This window comes from Elstera cyanobacteriorum (assembly GCF_002251735.1).
In the GTDB taxonomy this organism is placed as follows: Bacteria; Pseudomonadota; Alphaproteobacteria; order Elsterales; family Elsteraceae; genus Elstera; species Elstera cyanobacteriorum.
In genome coordinates, this window is record NZ_NOXS01000034.1 from 14799 (window position 1) to 29604 (window position 14806).

Here is a 14806-nt window from a genome sequence, read left to right on the forward strand (position 1 = left end):
AGGCCGAACCTGGGGCGTAACACAGGTGGACTTTAGCCGATGACCCGCCGTCCCGCTAGGCCCGAGGCAGCGCGCGAGACTGCATCGCTCCTAAGCGAGCCTGCACGCGTGGCCGTTCTGCTGCCGCTGCCCCTTGGGGAACTCTATGAGTATGCCGTGCCGGAGGGGATGGAGCCGCCCGCGCCGGGCACGATCTGTTCGGTGCCGCTCGGTAAGCGCTTCCTGCCCGGCGTGGTCTGGGACCGGCCGGAGGGCCTGCCGGAGATTGCGGCGAGCCGCTTAAAGCCGCTGGCCGCGCTCTACCCCGTGCCGCCGATGGCGGCGCCGTTGCGCAAGCTGATCGACTGGGTCGCGGCCTATACCCTTAGCCCGCCCGGCGCCGTGCTGCGCATGGGCCTGTCGGTGCCCGATGCGCTCGAGGAACCGGCGTCCCTGTCGCGCGTTCGCCTCTCCCGCCTCGGCGGCGAGGGGGCGATGACGGCGGCCCGGAAGAAAGTGCTGGCGGTGCTGGAGGAGGAGGCGGACGCGATGGCGCCCGCCGACCTCGCCCGCGCCGCCGGGGTTAGCCCGTCCGTGGTTGCCGGTCTCGTTAAAACCGGTTGGCTGGAGCCGCTGACCCTTTCCGCCGATACGGGGGACGCGCCGGACTATCAGTGGCGGGAAGCGGAATTTTCGGGCGATCAGCAGGCGGCGGCAGATCATTTGGGGGGGCAGGTGCGGGCGGGCGGGTTCGCCGTTACTCTGCTGGATGGGGTCACGGGATCGGGCAAGACGGAAGTTTACTTCGCTGCGATTGCCGCCGCCCTCGCGGCTGGGAAACAGGCGCTGGTGCTACTGCCAGAAATCGCCTTGTCGACCCAATGGCTGCACCGCTTCCGTAAGCGCTTTGGGGCCGAGCCGTTGGTTTGGCACTCCCATCTGACCCCAGCGGCCCGGCGGAAATCCTGGCGACGGGTGGCCTTGGGGCAGGCGCCGGTGGTGGTCGGTGCGCGCTCCGCCCTCTTCTTGCCGCTGCAAAACCTGGGGCTGATCGTCGTTGATGAAGAGCATGAAGCCAGCTTCAAGCAGGAAGATGGCGTGCTCTATAACGCCCGCGATATGGCGGTGGTGCGGGCCCGGTTGGAGCAGATTCCGATTCTGCTGGCCTCCGCCACCCCGTCGCTCGAAACCGTGGCCAATGTCGAAGCCGGGCGCTTCCACTGCACCGCCCTGCCCGAACGGCATGGCGTGGCGGCCCTGCCGGAAATCGCCGCCATCGACCTGCGGCGCAGCCCGCCGCCGCGTGGGGCGTTTCTGTCGATCCCGCTGCGCGACGCCATTACGGAAACCCTGGCGAAGGGCGAACAGGCGATGCTGTTCCTCAATCGCCGGGGCTATGCGCCGTTGACGCTGTGCCGCACTTGCGGGTTCCGCTTCGAATGCCCCCATTGTTCGGCGTGGCTGGTCGAGCATCGCGGGCGCGGGCGGTTGCTCTGCCATCATTGCGGCCATAGCCAGCCGGTCCCGCACGCCTGCCCGTCCTGCGGGACGGAAGACGCGCTGGTTCCTTGCGGGCCAGGGGTGGAGCGGGTGGCGGAGGAAGCAGCGGCGCTGTTCCCCGACGCGCGGTTGGCGATCATGGCGTCCGACCTGCTGAGTTCCGCCGACGCGATGAAAAAGCTGATCACCGAGGTGCAGGATCGGCAGATCGACCTGCTGGTCGGCACGCAAATGATGGCGAAGGGCCATCATTTCCCGCATCTGACCCTGGTTGGGATCGTCGATGCCGATCTTGGCCTCGCCGGTGGCGACCTGCGCGCGGGGGAGCGGACGTTCCAGGTTCTACACCAAGTCGCAGGCCGCGCGGGGCGTGCCGAGCATCCTGGTCGGGTGCTGATGCAGACCCTGCAGCCGGAGCATCCCGTCATCGCCGCGCTTTTGGCTGGGGACCGCGACCGCTTTCTCGCCGCTGAAATGGCCGACCGGCGCGCCCACGGCATGCCGCCGTTCGGGCGGCTCGCGGCGATCATCCTGTCCGCCCCCAGCCCGGAGCTGGCCGAACAAAGCGCCCGCCGCCTCGCCCGTCTGGCGCCGACTGACCCGGATGTAACCATCCTCGGCCCTGCGCCTGCCCCGCTGTCGATGCTGCGCGGGATGTACCGCTGGCGCTTTCTGATCAAAACCCCGCGGGAGAAGCTGCCGCAACCCCTGCTGCGGGCGTGGCTCGCCCGGGCCGACCTGCCGAAAACTGTCAAGCTGGCGGTCGATATCGACCCCTATAGCTTTCTGTAAAACGCCATCGTGGCCCCGATTCCCCTTGCAACGACGGCCATTTCATCGCATTTTCCATGCGTAAATTGTCCTTTAGGCGGTCAAACAGATGCTGTCGGGAAAAAGGCTGCTGCTGATCATCGGCGGGGGAATTGCCGCCTATAAGGTGCTGGAGCTGATTCGCCGTCTGCGCGATCGCGGCGTCGATGTGCGCTGCGTGCTGACCAAGGCGGGGGCGGAGTTTGTGACGCCGCTATCCGTGGCGGCCCTGTCGGAAAATAAGGTCTATCAGGATCTCTTCTCGCTGACCGATGAAAGCGAGATGGGCCATATCCGCCTGTCGCGAGAGGCCGATCTGGTGCTGGTGGCCCCCGCGACGGCCAATTTGATCGCCAAGATGGCCGCCGGGATTGCCGACGATCTCGCCACCACGGCGCTGCTGGCGACCGATAAACCCGTGTTGATTGCCCCGGCGATGAACACCCATATGTGGCAGCACGCGGCGACCCAAGCCAATGTCGCCACGCTGATTGCGCGCGGCATTACGGTCATCGGCCCAGCGGCGGGGGATTTGGCCTGCGGCGAGGTCGGGTCGGGCCGTCTTGTGGAAGTGCCGGGCCTGCTGGCCGCGCTGGAGGAGGCGTTTCACCAGCACCAACCGCTGCCGTCGCTGGTCGGCAAGCACGCCATCGTCACTTCCGGCCCCACCCATGAGCCGATTGATCCGGTGCGCTATATCGCCAACCGCTCCTCGGGCAAGCAGGGCCATGCGATTGCGGCAGCGCTGGCAGCCGCAGGCATGCGGGTGACGCTGGTTTCCGGCCCGACGCAGGAACCGGTTCCAGCCGGTATGGATTTCAAGCCCATCGAGAGCGCGCAGCAGATGCTGGCGGCGGTGGACGCGGCCTTGCCCGCCGATGTTTTCGTTGGGGCGGCGGCGGTCGCCGATTGGCGCGTCGCCAGCGCCGCTGATCAGAAGCTGAAAAAGGGCGCCGATGGCCCGCCCGCCCTGGTGCTGACCGAGAACCCCGACATTCTGCGCACGGTCTCCCAGCATCCGAAGCGCCCGGCGCTGGTGATCGGCTTTGCGGCGGAGACGGAAAAGGTGCTGGAGCATGCCGCCGCCAAACGGGTGCGCAAGGGCTGCGACTGGATTTTGGCCAATGACGTTAGCCCGGAAACCGGCACGTTCGGCGGCACCCATTCGCGCCTGTTCCTGGTGACCGCCGCCGGGGTCACCCCCTGGCCGCATAGCGCGAAGACCGACGCCGCCCGACGGCTGACCCACGCCGTCGCCGAATATTTTTCAACCATGAGAGACGCCTGATGACCGCCGTTCCCCTGCCTGTCCGCCGCTTGCCCCACGGGGCCGATCTGCCGCTGCCCGCCTATGCGACCGAGGGAGCGGCGGGGTTCGATCTGCTGGCGGCGGTGGCCGAACCGCATACGCTTGCCCCCGGTAAACAGGCGCTGATCCCGACCGGCCTCGCCTTCGCTATTCCTGCCGGATACGAAGGGCAAGTGCGTCCCCGCTCCGGTCTCGCTGCGAAGCACGGCATTACCGTGTTGAACGCCCCCGGTACCATCGACGCGGATTATCGCGGCGAGGTGCAGGTGATCCTGATCAACCACGGCGATCTGCCCTTCACGGTGGAGCGGGGAATGCGTATTGCGCAGTTTCTGCTCGCCCCGGTGACGCGGGCCGATCTGACCCCGGTGGATAGCCTGGACGATACCGCGCGCGGCGCGGGCGGCTTTGGCTCCACCGGCCTTGCTTCAGCCTGAGGAGGCTCCTGTGATGCTCGGCCTGCCGCGTAAAACCCTGCTTGCCATCGAAGCCGTTCTGGATATCGCCTATCACGCGGGCGGCACCACGGTGCAGTCGGGGGATATCACCACTCGGCAAGGCATTCCCCGCCGCTCGCTGGAGCCGATCCTGCAACAATTGACCCGCGCCGGGATTCTGGCGGGGGTACGCGGGCCGCGCGGCGGCTATCGGCTGGCGCGCGAACGGCGGCGCATCACCTTGGGCGAAATCATCCGCCTCGTGACCGGGGAGGAGGAGAACGAGGGGCCGGACGCCAGCACCTCCGACCTCGGCACCAAGGTCGTGCAGCCGCTGTGGACCGAACTGACGGCGGAAGTCATGGCGCGGCTCGAATCGATCACCCTGGAAGACCTATGCGACCGCGCCCGCAGTGCCGGGATTCTGGCGAATACCACCGCCGTTGTGGATTTTACCATTTAACATCCGATTGGCGATGTTATATACAATTCCACTAGAATAATTTCGGTAATTTACCGACGGAGATCTGTAATGACCGCCACCTTCCGTAACCGCATTTACGACAGCATCGTCGATACCATCGGCGCGACGCCGCTGGTGCGCGTGTCGAAACTGGCCGCCGACCGGAAGGCGGGGGCCGAAATTCTGGCGAAGCTGGAGTTTTTTAACCCGCTCGCCTCGGTCAAAGACCGCATCGGTCTGGCGATGATTGATGCCGCCGAGCGCGACGGGCGCCTGAAGCCGGGGGCGACGCTGGTCGAACCGACGTCGGGCAATACCGGCATCGCGCTGGCCTTCGTGGCGGCGGCCAAGGGCTATAAGCTGGTCCTGACCATGCCCGAATCGATGTCGGTCGAACGGCGTAAGATGCTGCGCCTCTTGGGCGCCGAATTGCGCCTGACCCCGGCGGCCCAAGGGATGAAGGGGGCGATTGCGGCGGCGAACGAGTTGGTCGCCAATGATCCGAATGCGATCATGCTGCAGCAGTTCGAAAACCCGGCGAACCCGGCCGTGCATCGGGCGACGACCGCCGAAGAAATCATCGCCGATACCGAGGGCAAGGTCGATTTCATCGTCGGCGGCGTCGGCACCGGCGGCACGATCACCGGCGTCGGTCAGGTGCTGAAAGAAAAGCTGCCGGGCGTCAAGGTGGTGGCGGTCGAGCCGGAAGATAGCCCCGTGCTGTCGGGCGGCCAGCCCGGCCCCCATAAGATTCAAGGCATCGGCGCCGGGTTCGTGCCGGGCATTCTCGATACCAAAGTGATCGATGAAGTGATCCGCATCGGGAACGACACCGCCTTCCGCACCGCCCGCGATGTGGCGCGGCTGGAAGGCTTGCCGGTCGGCATTTCCTCTGGTGCGGCCCTGGCCGCAGCGCTGGAACTCGCCGCCCGCCCGGAAAATGCGGGCAAGCGCATCGTCGTCATCATCCCGTCGTTCGCCGAGCGTTATCTTTCGACCGCGCTCTTCGAAGGGCTGGAATAAGCCGCATGCAGGGGAAGGGTCAAACCTTCCCCTTGCTTTAATCGGGATGCGGGCATATACCCGTTTCTACGATGAGCGACTGCTACTGCATCCTGCTGCGCACAGCCTCCCGCAAAGTCACCGCGCTTTATGATGCGGCCTTGGCGCCCTTCGGCATTACCCTGGCACAGTTTAGCCTGATGCGGCGTATTCGGCGGGGGGAGCCAGTGTCGATCACCGACTTAGCCCAGCGGGCGGAGTTGGACCGGTCGACCGTCGGGCGCAACCTGAAGCCGCTAGAACGGTTGGGCCTCGTGCAGCATGTCACCAGTCTTGACCAGCGCGAAGCCTCCGTCGCTTTAACCGAGGCGGGGCATGCCCTGTTGAAGCGGGCCGATCCAATTTGGCATCAGGTCCAGGTCGATCTTGAAACCCGGTTGGGCGCGGTGGATGCCGGGCAGCTCACCCGCTTGCTTCACGCTTTGTAATTTTTACTTAAAAACGGGTATATACCCTTAATGAACGGAGGCGCCGATGCGCGCGGACCCTGTGACCCAAGACCCCAGCCGATTGGCGGCCTTTCTCGCCCAACGCGGCATTCATTATGGTTGGGTGGTCGCAGCGGCGACCTTTCTGACCATGCTCGCCACCGCCGGGGCCCTGGGGTCTGCCGGGGTGATGATCGAGCCGTTGCAGCGGGAATTCGGCTGGTCCACCGCCGATATTTCCTTCGCCTTTGCCGTGCGGCTGTTGCTGTTCGGGCTGATGGGGCCGTTTGCGGCGGCCTTCATGACGCTGTTCGGCGTTCGCCGCGTTGTGATGCTGGCGCTGGGGATGATCGGCAGCGGCATTTTCGGCTCGCTGTTCATGACCCACCTGTGGCAGCTCGTGCTGCTGTGGGGCGTTATCCTCGGCTTCGGGACGGGCATGACCGCGCTCGTGCTGGGCGCGACGGTGGCGACGCGCTGGTTTGCCCATCGGCGCGGGCTGGTCGTTGGGCTGCTGACCGCCAGCAATGCCACCGGCCAATTGGTCTTTCTGCCGCTGCTGGCGACGCTGACCACTGAAATCGGCTGGCGAGCGGCCTTGATCTTCATCCTCTGCGCGTTGACGCTGGCGTTTGCGTTGGTCGCCCTGCTAATGCGCAATCATCCGGCCGATGTCGGCCTCGGCCCCTATGGCGGCAGCTTCCAGCCCGCGCCCGCCCCGCAGGATGCGAGCCTTAGCAACCTGATCGCCCTTCCTTTAGGCGCGTTGAAAGAGGCGGCGGTAACGCGGACCTTCTGGGTGCTGTTCCTAACCTTCTTCATCTGCGGCCTCTCGACGAATGGGCTGATCCAGACCCATTGGGTCGCGATCTGTGGCGATTTTGGCATCGTGCCGGTCGGCGCCGCCGGGATGCTGGCCCTGATCGGTGTCTTCGATTTCATCGGCACGATCGGCGCGGGCTGGCTGTCCGACCGCTACGATAACCGCTGGTTGCTGGCGTGGTTCTACGGGCTGCGCGGTTTGTCGTTGCTCTATCTTCCGTTCACCGAGTTCAACGTCTATCTTCTGTCGATCTTCGCGGTCTTCTACGGCCTCGATTGGATTGCCACCGTGCCGCCGACGGTGAAACTGGCCGCCGAGCGTTTTGGCCCGGCGCGGGCGCCCCTGGTTTTCGGCTGGGTGTTCGCGGGGCATCAGTTGGGCGCGGCGACGGCGGCGTTCGGGGCGGGAACGGCGCGCACGGAATTTGGTACCTATCTGCCCGCGCTTTATATCGCCGGGGCGGCCTGCTTGGTGGCAACGCTGCTGATCCTATCGCTCAAGCGCGCGGCCAAACCAGCAACCGCATAGAAGATCGCCGTTAACCCCCTCTTGCCTTCCGGCGCGAAACGGACCAAATTGGTCCCATATCGCGCCGGACGCCCCGGCTCTACCTAAGGGACCAGCCATGTTCATCCAGACCGAAGCCACGCCCAACCCCGCCACGCTGAAGTTTCTGCCCGGTCGCCCGGTACTGGGGCGCGGCAGTGTGCATTACGCCTCGGCGGAGGAAGCCGTCTCCTCGCCGCTGGCGCAGCGGTTGTTCGGGGTTGCCGGCGTGACCGATGTGTTCCTGGGCGATGATTTCGTCACCGTCACCAAGGCGGGCACGGAAGAATGGTCGGTGCTGAAGTCCATCGTCATGGCGGCGCTGATGGATCATTTCCTGTCCGGCCTGCCGGTGCTGCAGGATATCGACGGCACCGACATGGACGAAGACGAAGAGTTTGCCGAGGAAGATGCGGGCATCGTTCAGCAGATCAAAGAACTGCTGGACATGCGCGTCCGCCCCGCCGTGGCGCAGGATGGCGGTGATATCGTTTTCCGAGGGTTCGACAAGGGGGTCGTCTATCTTAAGATGCGCGGTTCCTGCGCGGGTTGCCCCAGCTCCACTGCGACCCTGAAAATGGGCATTGAAAATATGCTCAAGCATTACGTTCCAGAAATCACGGAAGTGCGTGCTGTCGCTTAAAGAATCGCGTTTGAAGCAAAACTGGGCCTGCGCGTAAGACCAAGTCTGACGCGCAGAGTCCAAGACTCCTGCCGATCATCGCGCTAGACTTTTGGCGCGATGCGGGAGGAAGCGGAAACACTGGCGGTCAGCCCGCCGGAAAAGCGATTCTGGCGGCCGTTGCTCGGCCTGCTGGCGCTTGAGTCTGCCGTCGCAACGCTGATCCTGATTGCAGGCCATCCGCCGCGCCCGCCCGCCGCCGTCACCATTCATCTGCCGCCCGCGCCGCTGCTGGCGAAAAAGCAGTTCGTGCCGCCCCCCTCGGAACTCGCGGCCCTGGCCGAACAGCGGCACGCGCCGGTGCCGTTGACGCCGCTGCAAGCCTTCGCCCGGCTAAAGCCGCTGGTCGAACCCGCAACGGCGGCGCTATCGGTGGACCGGATCGGCCCGACGCCGTTCACCCCCCGCCGCGATCCGTTTCGGCCGGAGCCACGGCTGCCGGATGCCCTGCCGGTGGACCGGGCAATCGTTAACCCGCGCCCGCGCGAGACGGAAGCAACCTGGCTACTCGCCGCGCGCGACCGGCTCGACCCCGCGCCGCCGCCCGTCGCCGCGCCGCCCGACGAGACGCCGGGGCAGACCGCCTGGGTCGATCCCGACCAGACGCTCGCTTATGACCTGAGCGAACCCGCCCCGCTGCTGCTGGCCCAGCGCGCCGATCCTATCCCGGACGCGGCCCTGCGCGATCAAGCGGAATTGCTGCCGGGTCCGAACGTGCCGCCGCTAAGCGAAAGCCTGCGCGCCGTCGCCGAATTGGTCGCCCTGCGCGAGGAGTTGCACGGGCTGCCGCCGGGGGCCGATCCGCTGGTCCGTACCCGGGCACTGCTGGCCGATGCGCTGGTGCCCGGTGGGTATAAAGATCAGGATCTCAGCGGGTTTCGCGGGGTCGAAATGTTCGATTACGCCGCCCTGCAACTCCAGCGCCGCAGCGCCAGCCGCCCCGCGCGGGCCACGCCGCGCTTCGGCATCGAACCCTATGCCGGGGCCTTCACCGTCAGCGCGGTTTCCCCGCCGAAGCCGGAGCTTTTGTCGCGCAGTGCCGTCGGTTCGACCGCCAAGCTGCTCTCGCTATTCGACGCTCATGATTACGATACGGCGCTGGAGTCAGAGGTGCCGGGCGTTTTTCTGGCCCGCCTGCCGCACGATCTGCCCCATGCGGTCGATCCGCAGGAGCGCAAGGGCGTTTTCGTGCGTTCCGTCCTGCCGCATCTTTTGCACGTCAACGAGCATCTGCTGGAAACCCGCCGCCGCATTCTGAAGCTGGCCGGGCGGGTGGAGACGGGCGAGTTGACCGACGAAGACCGCGCGTTCGTGACGGCGGTGCTGACGGAATTTCGCTTAGACCGCTGGTCGTTGCCCGAGTTGCTGAAGCGCGTCGATATCGTGCCGCCGTCGCTGGCGCTTGCCCAAGCGGCGGAAGAAAGCGGCTGGGGCACCTCCAATCTGGCCCGCGATGGCAATGCCTTGTTCGGGATGGTCATGTGGGTGCGCGATGCCGATGGGCGGCAGGTGCGCCGCCAGCGCCCCTATGCCGATCTGGCTGAAGGGGTGGCCTCCTATATCCGCAATCTCAACACCCATTTCGCTTATGCCGGGTTCCGCGACCAGCGCGCCCGCCTGCGCCTCAGCGGGAAGGAAATCTCCGGCCCGGCGTTGATGGCCTCGCTGGGGCGCTATTCCGAACGCGGGCAGGATTACGTGCGCTCGGTCAATAGTCTCCTCGCCTATAATAATCTGCACGTCCTTGATTCGGCCCGCCTGCGCCTTGCCAGCGCCGAGACCGAACCGACGCCCTAAGCCTTACAAATCGCCCGCAAAGTTTCCCGCAGCCAGCGGTGCGCCGGGTCGGCGTCGAAGCGCGGGTGCCAAAACAGCGAGACGGTGATTTCTGGCACCGCAATCGGCAGTGGGAAAGCAATCAACCCCGCCCGCAATCCCGCCGTATGTTGCTCCGGTACGGTCGCGATCAGATCGCCGCTCCGCACCAGAAAGAGTGCCGCCGCAAACCCGCCGACAATCGTGCGGACCTGCCGGGTTAGGCCAAGCGCGGCGAGGGCCTCGTCGGCGGGCCAGCGTTCCACCGGGCGGCGGGCGACGGCGATATGCTGCCCGGCAGCATAGTCTTCCGCCGTTACCCTCCCTCCGGCCAGCGGATGCTCCGGGCGAACGACGCCGATAAACCGGTCGCGAAACAGCGCCTGCGCCCGGACTTCCGGTCCCATTGCTGGGCCGATCACGCCGGTTTCGAGGTCGATGCTGCCGTCGCGCAAGGGGGCGCTATCCTTATCCTGCTTCGGCACAAAGCGTAGCCGCACCCCGGGGGCCTCACGGGCCAGCGTTGCCAGCAGGGGTGGGCCGAAGGTTTCCAGAAAACCATCGCTGATCCGCAGGGTGAACGTGCGGGATAGATGGGCGGGGTCGAAATCCGCACCGATCCGAAACAGTGCCTCGGCCGCCTCCAGCACGCGCCGCACCTCCGGGCGCAGGGCTTCGGCGCGCGGGGTCGGCACCAGCCCGCGCCCGGCGCGGACCAGCAGCGGATCGTTGAAACTGGCCCGGAGCCGGGCCAAAGCGCGGCTCATGGCAGAGGGGCTGAGCTGCAAGCGTTCCGCCGCGCGGGCAACGCTGCCTGCGCTCAGCAGAACGTCGAGGGTGATCAATTGGTCAAGGTCGGGGCGGGGCATGCCAGTCAGCTTAGCACGGCCTGACAGGGCGTTTCATGCAGCTATTCAGTGCAATCGCTGCGCCTGCCGCCTGATTTGGCAGCGCGGCACACTCCAGGGATCATGCCTTGTAAAGGATAACCCCATGTCATCCACGTCTACCCCGCGCCGGGCGTTGGCCGGTCTGGCGCTCAGCCTTCTGCTGGCCGCCCTCGGCACCAGCAGCGCCACCATCGCCCTGCCGACCCTCGGCCAGAGTTTCGCCGCGCCGTTTCCGGTCCTGCAATGGGTCGTGCTCGCCTATCTTGCCACCAGTACCGCCCTGGTCGTCGGCGCGGGCCGGATCGGCGATTTGCTGGGGCGCCGCCGCCTGCTGCTCGGGGCGCTGTCTCTCTTTACCCTCGCGTCGATCCTCTGCGCGCTGGCGCCGTCGCTGCCGGTCTTGATCGCCGGGCGCGCCTTCCAAGGGATCGGCGCGGCGGCGATGCTGGCGCTAACCGTTGCACTTGCCAGTAGTGCTGTGCCGAAAGAGCAAACGGGCCGGGCGGTCGGCTTGATGGGAACCATGTCGGCCCTAGGCACGGCGGCGGGGCCGTCGGTTGGCGGGTTCCTGATCGCCCATCTTGGTTGGCCGTCGCTGTTCTGGCTGAATGTGCCGCTGGCGCTGATCGCCCTCGGGCTGGTTACCGCCTATGGCCGGGCAGACGCGCCGTCCAAACGCGGGGGGAGCGCGGCGGCGGTTCTGCCCGGCACGCTGCTGCTCGCTTTGGCCTTGGCGGGGGGCGCCTTGGCGATCACCCTGCGCGGCCCGTTCGCCAGTGCCGAACGGCTCGGCAGCCTCGCGGTTGCGACCATCGCCCTGCTGCTATTTTTCGCGCGGGATGCAAGGGCGGCAGTGCCTTTACTGCCTTGGTCCCTGCTGCGGACGGACGGGCGCAGCCGTACTTTATTGGTGGCGCTGCTGGTCGCGGCGATCGTGATGACCAGCCTCGCCGTTGGGCCGTTCTACTTGGCGCGCGGGCTGGGCCTATCGCCCGATCTGGCGGGGCTAATCTTGTCCTGCGGCCCTGCGATGACGGCGCTGATGGGCGTGCCCGCCGGACGTTTGACGGAGCGCTGGGGCAGCAAAAGCGCCAGCCGGATTGGCCTCATTGGCATGGCAGCGGCAAGCCTGTTGATGGCTCTGGTCGTGCCGGGGATGGGTGTCCTTACCTATGGCGGCGCGTTGATGCTGCTGACCGCCAGCTATTCCCTCGCCAATACCGCGAATACCGCCGGGCTGATGCAAACGGCCCCAACCGACCAGCGCGGGCTGCTGTCCGGGCTGCTGACCCTGGCACGCAATCTCGGGCTGATCGCGGGCGCGTCGGCGATGGCCGCCCTCTTCGCCCTCGGCAGCGGGGCGGCGGATAGTGCCGACGCCGCCCCCGCCCAAGCGGCGCAGGGGTTGACGCTGGCGTTTCTCGTCGCTGCCGGACTGGCGGGGGTTGGTTTGGTGTCTGTCCGCGTTAGCGCCCGCTAAAGCGGTTTCAGTTCGCTTAGGCTCACGTCAACCGCTTTAGCCTATTGTTTTATGACGCAAATGCGTCGTCGCGAGTGAACCCACCCGCTCGGGATTTGCGCTAAGATACGGGCTACTTGGCGCTGGGGGCAGTAGGGCCGGGGCGCGCAGGATAGTCGTGATCCGCCCGTCTGCCGTTACCCGCCCGATGGCCAGCGGCTTGTGCAGATGGTGGTTCTGCGGGTCCATCATCACCTCCACACCGCCAGGGCCGGTAATCCGACTGCCCGCCATCGCGGCGGCAACCGCTTTCGGGTCCGTTGTTCCGGCTTTCTCGACGGCGGCACACCAGAGATGGAAGCCGATCCAGGTTGCTTCCATCGGATCGTCGGTCACGGCCTTGGCGTCGCCGGTATGGCGTCGCCACGCCTCGATAAAGCGGCGGTTTTCCGGCGCCTCAAGGCTCATCAGATAGTTCCAGGCGACAAGATGCCCGTCCAGTAGTCCGGCCCCCAGGCTGGCCGCCTCATTCTCGCCGACCGAAAAGGCCATCACCGGCAGCGTTGCCGCCGTCACGCCCTGGCGGGCGAGTTCACGGTAGAAATAGATATTGGCATCGCCATTGACCGTGGAGATCACCGCCGCTTTCCCGCCCGCCGCGAACCGGCGCATGGCGGCAACCTCCGCCGACCAATCCTCATGCCCGAAGGGGGTAAAGCTGACGGCGACGTCGCTGCCGCCGATCCCCTTCGACTGAAGATAGCCTTGCAGAATCTTATTGGTGATCTGCGGGTACACATAATCGGTCCCGACCAGATAAAAGCGCCGGAAGCCGCCGCCTTGGGGCGACATCAGATAATCGACCGCTGGCAGCGCCTGCTGGTTCGGCGTCGCCCCGGTGTAGAAAACATTCGGCGACTGTTCTTCCCCTTCATATTGCACGGGATAGAGCAGCAGGCCGCCCAGATCCTCGACGACCGGCAGCACCTCCTTCCGGCTGATCGACGTCCAGCAGCCAAACAGCACCGAAACCTTGTCTTCGGTCAGCAGCTTGCGGGCGAGGCTGCCATAGAGCGGCCAGTCGGAGCGGGGGTTGACGATCACCGCCTCCAGCGGGCGCCCAAGCAGGCCGCCCGCCCGGTTGACCTCCTCGATCATCATGACCAGCAAGTCTTGCAAAGGCCGTTCGCACCCCGCCATCGTTCCGCTGAGTGAATGCAGCACGCCAACGCGGATACCGCCGCCGCGAATATCCCCCAGGAACCCAGCGACCGAGTGGCGCAGCGTTTCGAACTCGCGGGTCAGATCGACGGTCACGCCCATCACCTGGTCGGACGCGGTTTTCGTGTCTGCGGCAGCCCCGGCAGCGGCGGTGAGGTCAGTGACCAGCGTGCCGACGCCGCCCGCGGCCATCAGGGCCGTCCGGCCGATTTCCGCTGCCGCCATTTCCCCTTCCACCGCGGCATCGGCAAAGCCCGCCGCCAGCCGGTCGAGCCCGCCAATCGCCTCGGCAATGTCAGAAATCGCCGTCACCGCCTCGGTAACCGCGCCGCTCATCTGTCCCACATCGGTGCGGATATCGGCGGTGGCGGCGGTGATCTGTGCGGAGAGCGCTTTGACCTCATTCGCCACAACCGCAAAGCCGCGCCCGGCATCGCCCGCCCGCGCCGCTTCGATACTGGCATTGAGCGCCAGCATTTGGGTTTTCTGGGCGATGGCGCCGATCAGCGTGGCAATGCTGGCGATCCGGTCGGTTGCTTCGGTCAAGGCCGCGACCGAGGCATTGGTGCTGGCGACGGTGGCGACGGTGCTGGCCGTGACCGTGCGGCTTTCGTCAGCCCGTTCGCGGATCCCCTCGATCACGTGCGCCAATCGGTCGGAGGCGGTGGCCATCGTGCCGATCTGGGCCGATACGGTGCTGGCCGTCCGCACCCCTGTTGCGCTTCGTCCGTCCGCCACTTCGGCATGGGATAGTAGCGTTTCGGCCATGCGGCTCAGCGCCTGAGTGGCATCGCTCATCTCAGAGAGCAGGGTTGCGGCGTCGGTTTCAAACCGGCCCGTCAGAACGGCCCGCGCTTGATTGCGGATGGTCTGCTGCTGCCCTTCCGCCTGGCGTTCGGCGGCCAGGGTATCGGCATCGGTGACGGCTTCGCGCAGCTTCAGCGCCGCTTGGGCGATCTGGCCGAGCGGGCCTAGGGTCTGTGTGTAGGGCACCTGCACAAAGCGTTCGCGCAGGGCGAGCGCCCGAAGGGCACGGGCGAGGGGTGTCAAGCTGCGGCGGTTCAAAAGCTGGGCCGTTAGCCCGATGCTAAGCCCGGCGACAGGGGCTAAGAGCCAATAGATCCAAGGCCCTGGCAGAAAAGGGGCGAGCCATCCGCCCGCCGCCACCGCAACCCCTGAGGTTCCCCCGACGATCAATCCGGCCCAGCGTGAACTCATTGGCGGTGACTCGCGTGCAGTCTATGGATCGGTTAACAATGAACCTAGGTTTACCCATATCGCAGACAAACGAAGAGACCGTTAACTCGGTGCCCCACGAGGAGCCACAAAGCGTCAGGATCACTTGTATTTTTGAGAGAGGCAAACGCGAAGGCCAGGGTTCG

At 66.1% G+C, this 14806-nt stretch carries 12 protein-coding genes; 10 read left to right on the plus strand and 2 right to left on the minus strand.

Features of this window, described 5'->3' with window-relative positions:
• The first annotated feature begins 39 nt into the window (after positions 1–39).
• The 9 genes from CHR90_RS14960 to CHR90_RS15000 all read left to right on the plus strand — a co-directional run bounded on the left by CHR90_RS14960 (position 40) and on the right by CHR90_RS15000 (position 9836).
• A complete protein-coding gene (locus CHR90_RS14960) occupies positions 40–2271 on the plus strand; it encodes a primosomal protein N' (protein ID WP_094409861.1) in 2232 nt (743 codons plus the stop codon).
• 88 nt (positions 2272–2359) lie between these two features.
• The gene (coaBC, locus tag CHR90_RS14965) at positions 2360–3577 is read left to right on the plus strand and encodes a bifunctional phosphopantothenoylcysteine decarboxylase/phosphopantothenate--cysteine ligase CoaBC (protein ID WP_094409863.1); all 1218 of its coding nucleotides are present in this window, start codon (positions 2360–2362) and stop codon (positions 3575–3577) included.
• A complete protein-coding gene (gene dut / locus CHR90_RS14970; RefSeq protein WP_094409864.1) occupies positions 3577–4035 on the plus strand; it encodes a dUTP diphosphatase in 459 nt (152 codons plus the stop codon). The genes coaBC and dut overlap by 1 nt, the downstream gene beginning before the upstream one ends.
• Positions 4036–4048: 13 nt before the next feature.
• Complete coding sequence (locus tag CHR90_RS14975) at positions 4049–4498, plus strand: RrF2 family transcriptional regulator (protein ID WP_094409865.1); 450 nt, start codon at positions 4049–4051, stop codon at positions 4496–4498.
• Between the two features lie 69 nt (positions 4499–4567).
• Positions 4568–5521 carry a cysteine synthase A gene (cysK, locus tag CHR90_RS14980; protein WP_094409867.1) on the plus strand — a complete coding sequence of 318 codons (954 nt, stop codon included), beginning with the start codon at positions 4568–4570 and terminating at the stop codon, positions 5519–5521.
• A gap of 71 nt (positions 5522–5592) precedes the next feature.
• On the plus strand, positions 5593–5988 hold the full coding sequence (locus CHR90_RS14985) for a MarR family winged helix-turn-helix transcriptional regulator (RefSeq protein ID WP_094409868.1): 396 nt from the start codon (positions 5593–5595) through the stop codon (positions 5986–5988).
• A gap of 46 nt (positions 5989–6034) precedes the next feature.
• Complete coding sequence (locus CHR90_RS14990) at positions 6035–7339, plus strand: MFS transporter (protein ID WP_094409870.1); 1305 nt, start codon at positions 6035–6037, stop codon at positions 7337–7339.
• Between the two features lie 97 nt (positions 7340–7436).
• Positions 7437–8000 carry a NifU family protein gene (locus CHR90_RS14995; protein WP_094409872.1) on the plus strand — a complete coding sequence of 188 codons (564 nt, stop codon included), beginning with the start codon at positions 7437–7439 and terminating at the stop codon, positions 7998–8000.
• Between the two features lie 99 nt (positions 8001–8099).
• Positions 8100–9836, plus strand: a complete 1737-nt coding sequence (locus tag CHR90_RS15000) for a glucosaminidase domain-containing protein (protein ID WP_094409874.1) — start codon at positions 8100–8102, stop codon at positions 9834–9836.
• Here the strand turns inward: CHR90_RS15000 and CHR90_RS15005 are convergent.
• The gene (locus tag CHR90_RS15005; RefSeq protein WP_094409876.1) at positions 9833–10723 is read right to left on the minus strand and encodes a LysR family transcriptional regulator; all 891 of its coding nucleotides are present in this window, start codon (positions 10721–10723) and stop codon (positions 9833–9835) included. The genes CHR90_RS15000 and CHR90_RS15005 overlap by 4 nt on opposite strands.
• Positions 10724–10847: 124 nt before the next feature.
• Between CHR90_RS15005 and CHR90_RS15010 the strand changes: the two genes are divergently transcribed.
• Positions 10848–12224, plus strand: coding sequence for an MFS transporter (locus CHR90_RS15010; protein ID WP_094409878.1), 1377 nt, complete (start codon positions 10848–10850; stop codon positions 12222–12224).
• 36 nt (positions 12225–12260) lie between these two features.
• Here CHR90_RS15010 and CHR90_RS15015 read toward each other — a convergent pair whose 3' ends face one another.
• Positions 12261–14642 (minus strand): transporter substrate-binding protein, encoded by a 2382-nt coding sequence (locus tag CHR90_RS15015; protein WP_094409880.1) that lies wholly within the window; start codon positions 14640–14642, stop codon positions 12261–12263.
• Positions 14643–14806 lie beyond the last annotated feature (164 nt).

What these genes read in the sequence shown, in the direction of transcription:
- CHR90_RS15000 (WP_094409874.1), top strand. Translation starts at nt 8,100, where the DNA reads ATGCGGGAGGAAGCGGAAACACTGGCGGTCAGCCCGCCGGAAAAGCGA.
- CHR90_RS14995 (WP_094409872.1), top strand. Translation starts at nt 7,437, where the DNA reads ATGTTCATCCAGACCGAAGCCACGCCCAACCCCGCCACGCTGAAGTTT.
- cysK (WP_094409867.1), top strand. Translation starts at nt 4,568, where the DNA reads ATGACCGCCACCTTCCGTAACCGCATTTACGACAGCATCGTCGATACC.
- CHR90_RS14960 (WP_094409861.1), top strand. Translation starts at nt 40, where the DNA reads ATGACCCGCCGTCCCGCTAGGCCCGAGGCAGCGCGCGAGACTGCATCG.
- CHR90_RS15010 (WP_094409878.1), top strand. Translation starts at nt 10,848, where the DNA reads ATGTCATCCACGTCTACCCCGCGCCGGGCGTTGGCCGGTCTGGCGCTC.
- CHR90_RS15015 (WP_094409880.1), bottom strand. Translation starts at nt 14,642, where the DNA reads ATGAGTTCACGCTGGGCCGGATTGATCGTCGGGGGAACCTCAGGGGTT.
- CHR90_RS14975 (WP_094409865.1), top strand. Translation starts at nt 4,049, where the DNA reads ATGCTCGGCCTGCCGCGTAAAACCCTGCTTGCCATCGAAGCCGTTCTG.
- CHR90_RS15005 (WP_094409876.1), bottom strand. Translation starts at nt 10,723, where the DNA reads ATGCCCCGCCCCGACCTTGACCAATTGATCACCCTCGACGTTCTGCTG.
- coaBC (WP_094409863.1), top strand. Translation starts at nt 2,360, where the DNA reads ATGCTGTCGGGAAAAAGGCTGCTGCTGATCATCGGCGGGGGAATTGCC.
- CHR90_RS14990 (WP_094409870.1), top strand. Translation starts at nt 6,035, where the DNA reads ATGCGCGCGGACCCTGTGACCCAAGACCCCAGCCGATTGGCGGCCTTT.
- dut (WP_094409864.1), top strand. Translation starts at nt 3,577, where the DNA reads ATGACCGCCGTTCCCCTGCCTGTCCGCCGCTTGCCCCACGGGGCCGAT.
- CHR90_RS14985 (WP_094409868.1), top strand. Translation starts at nt 5,593, where the DNA reads ATGAGCGACTGCTACTGCATCCTGCTGCGCACAGCCTCCCGCAAAGTC.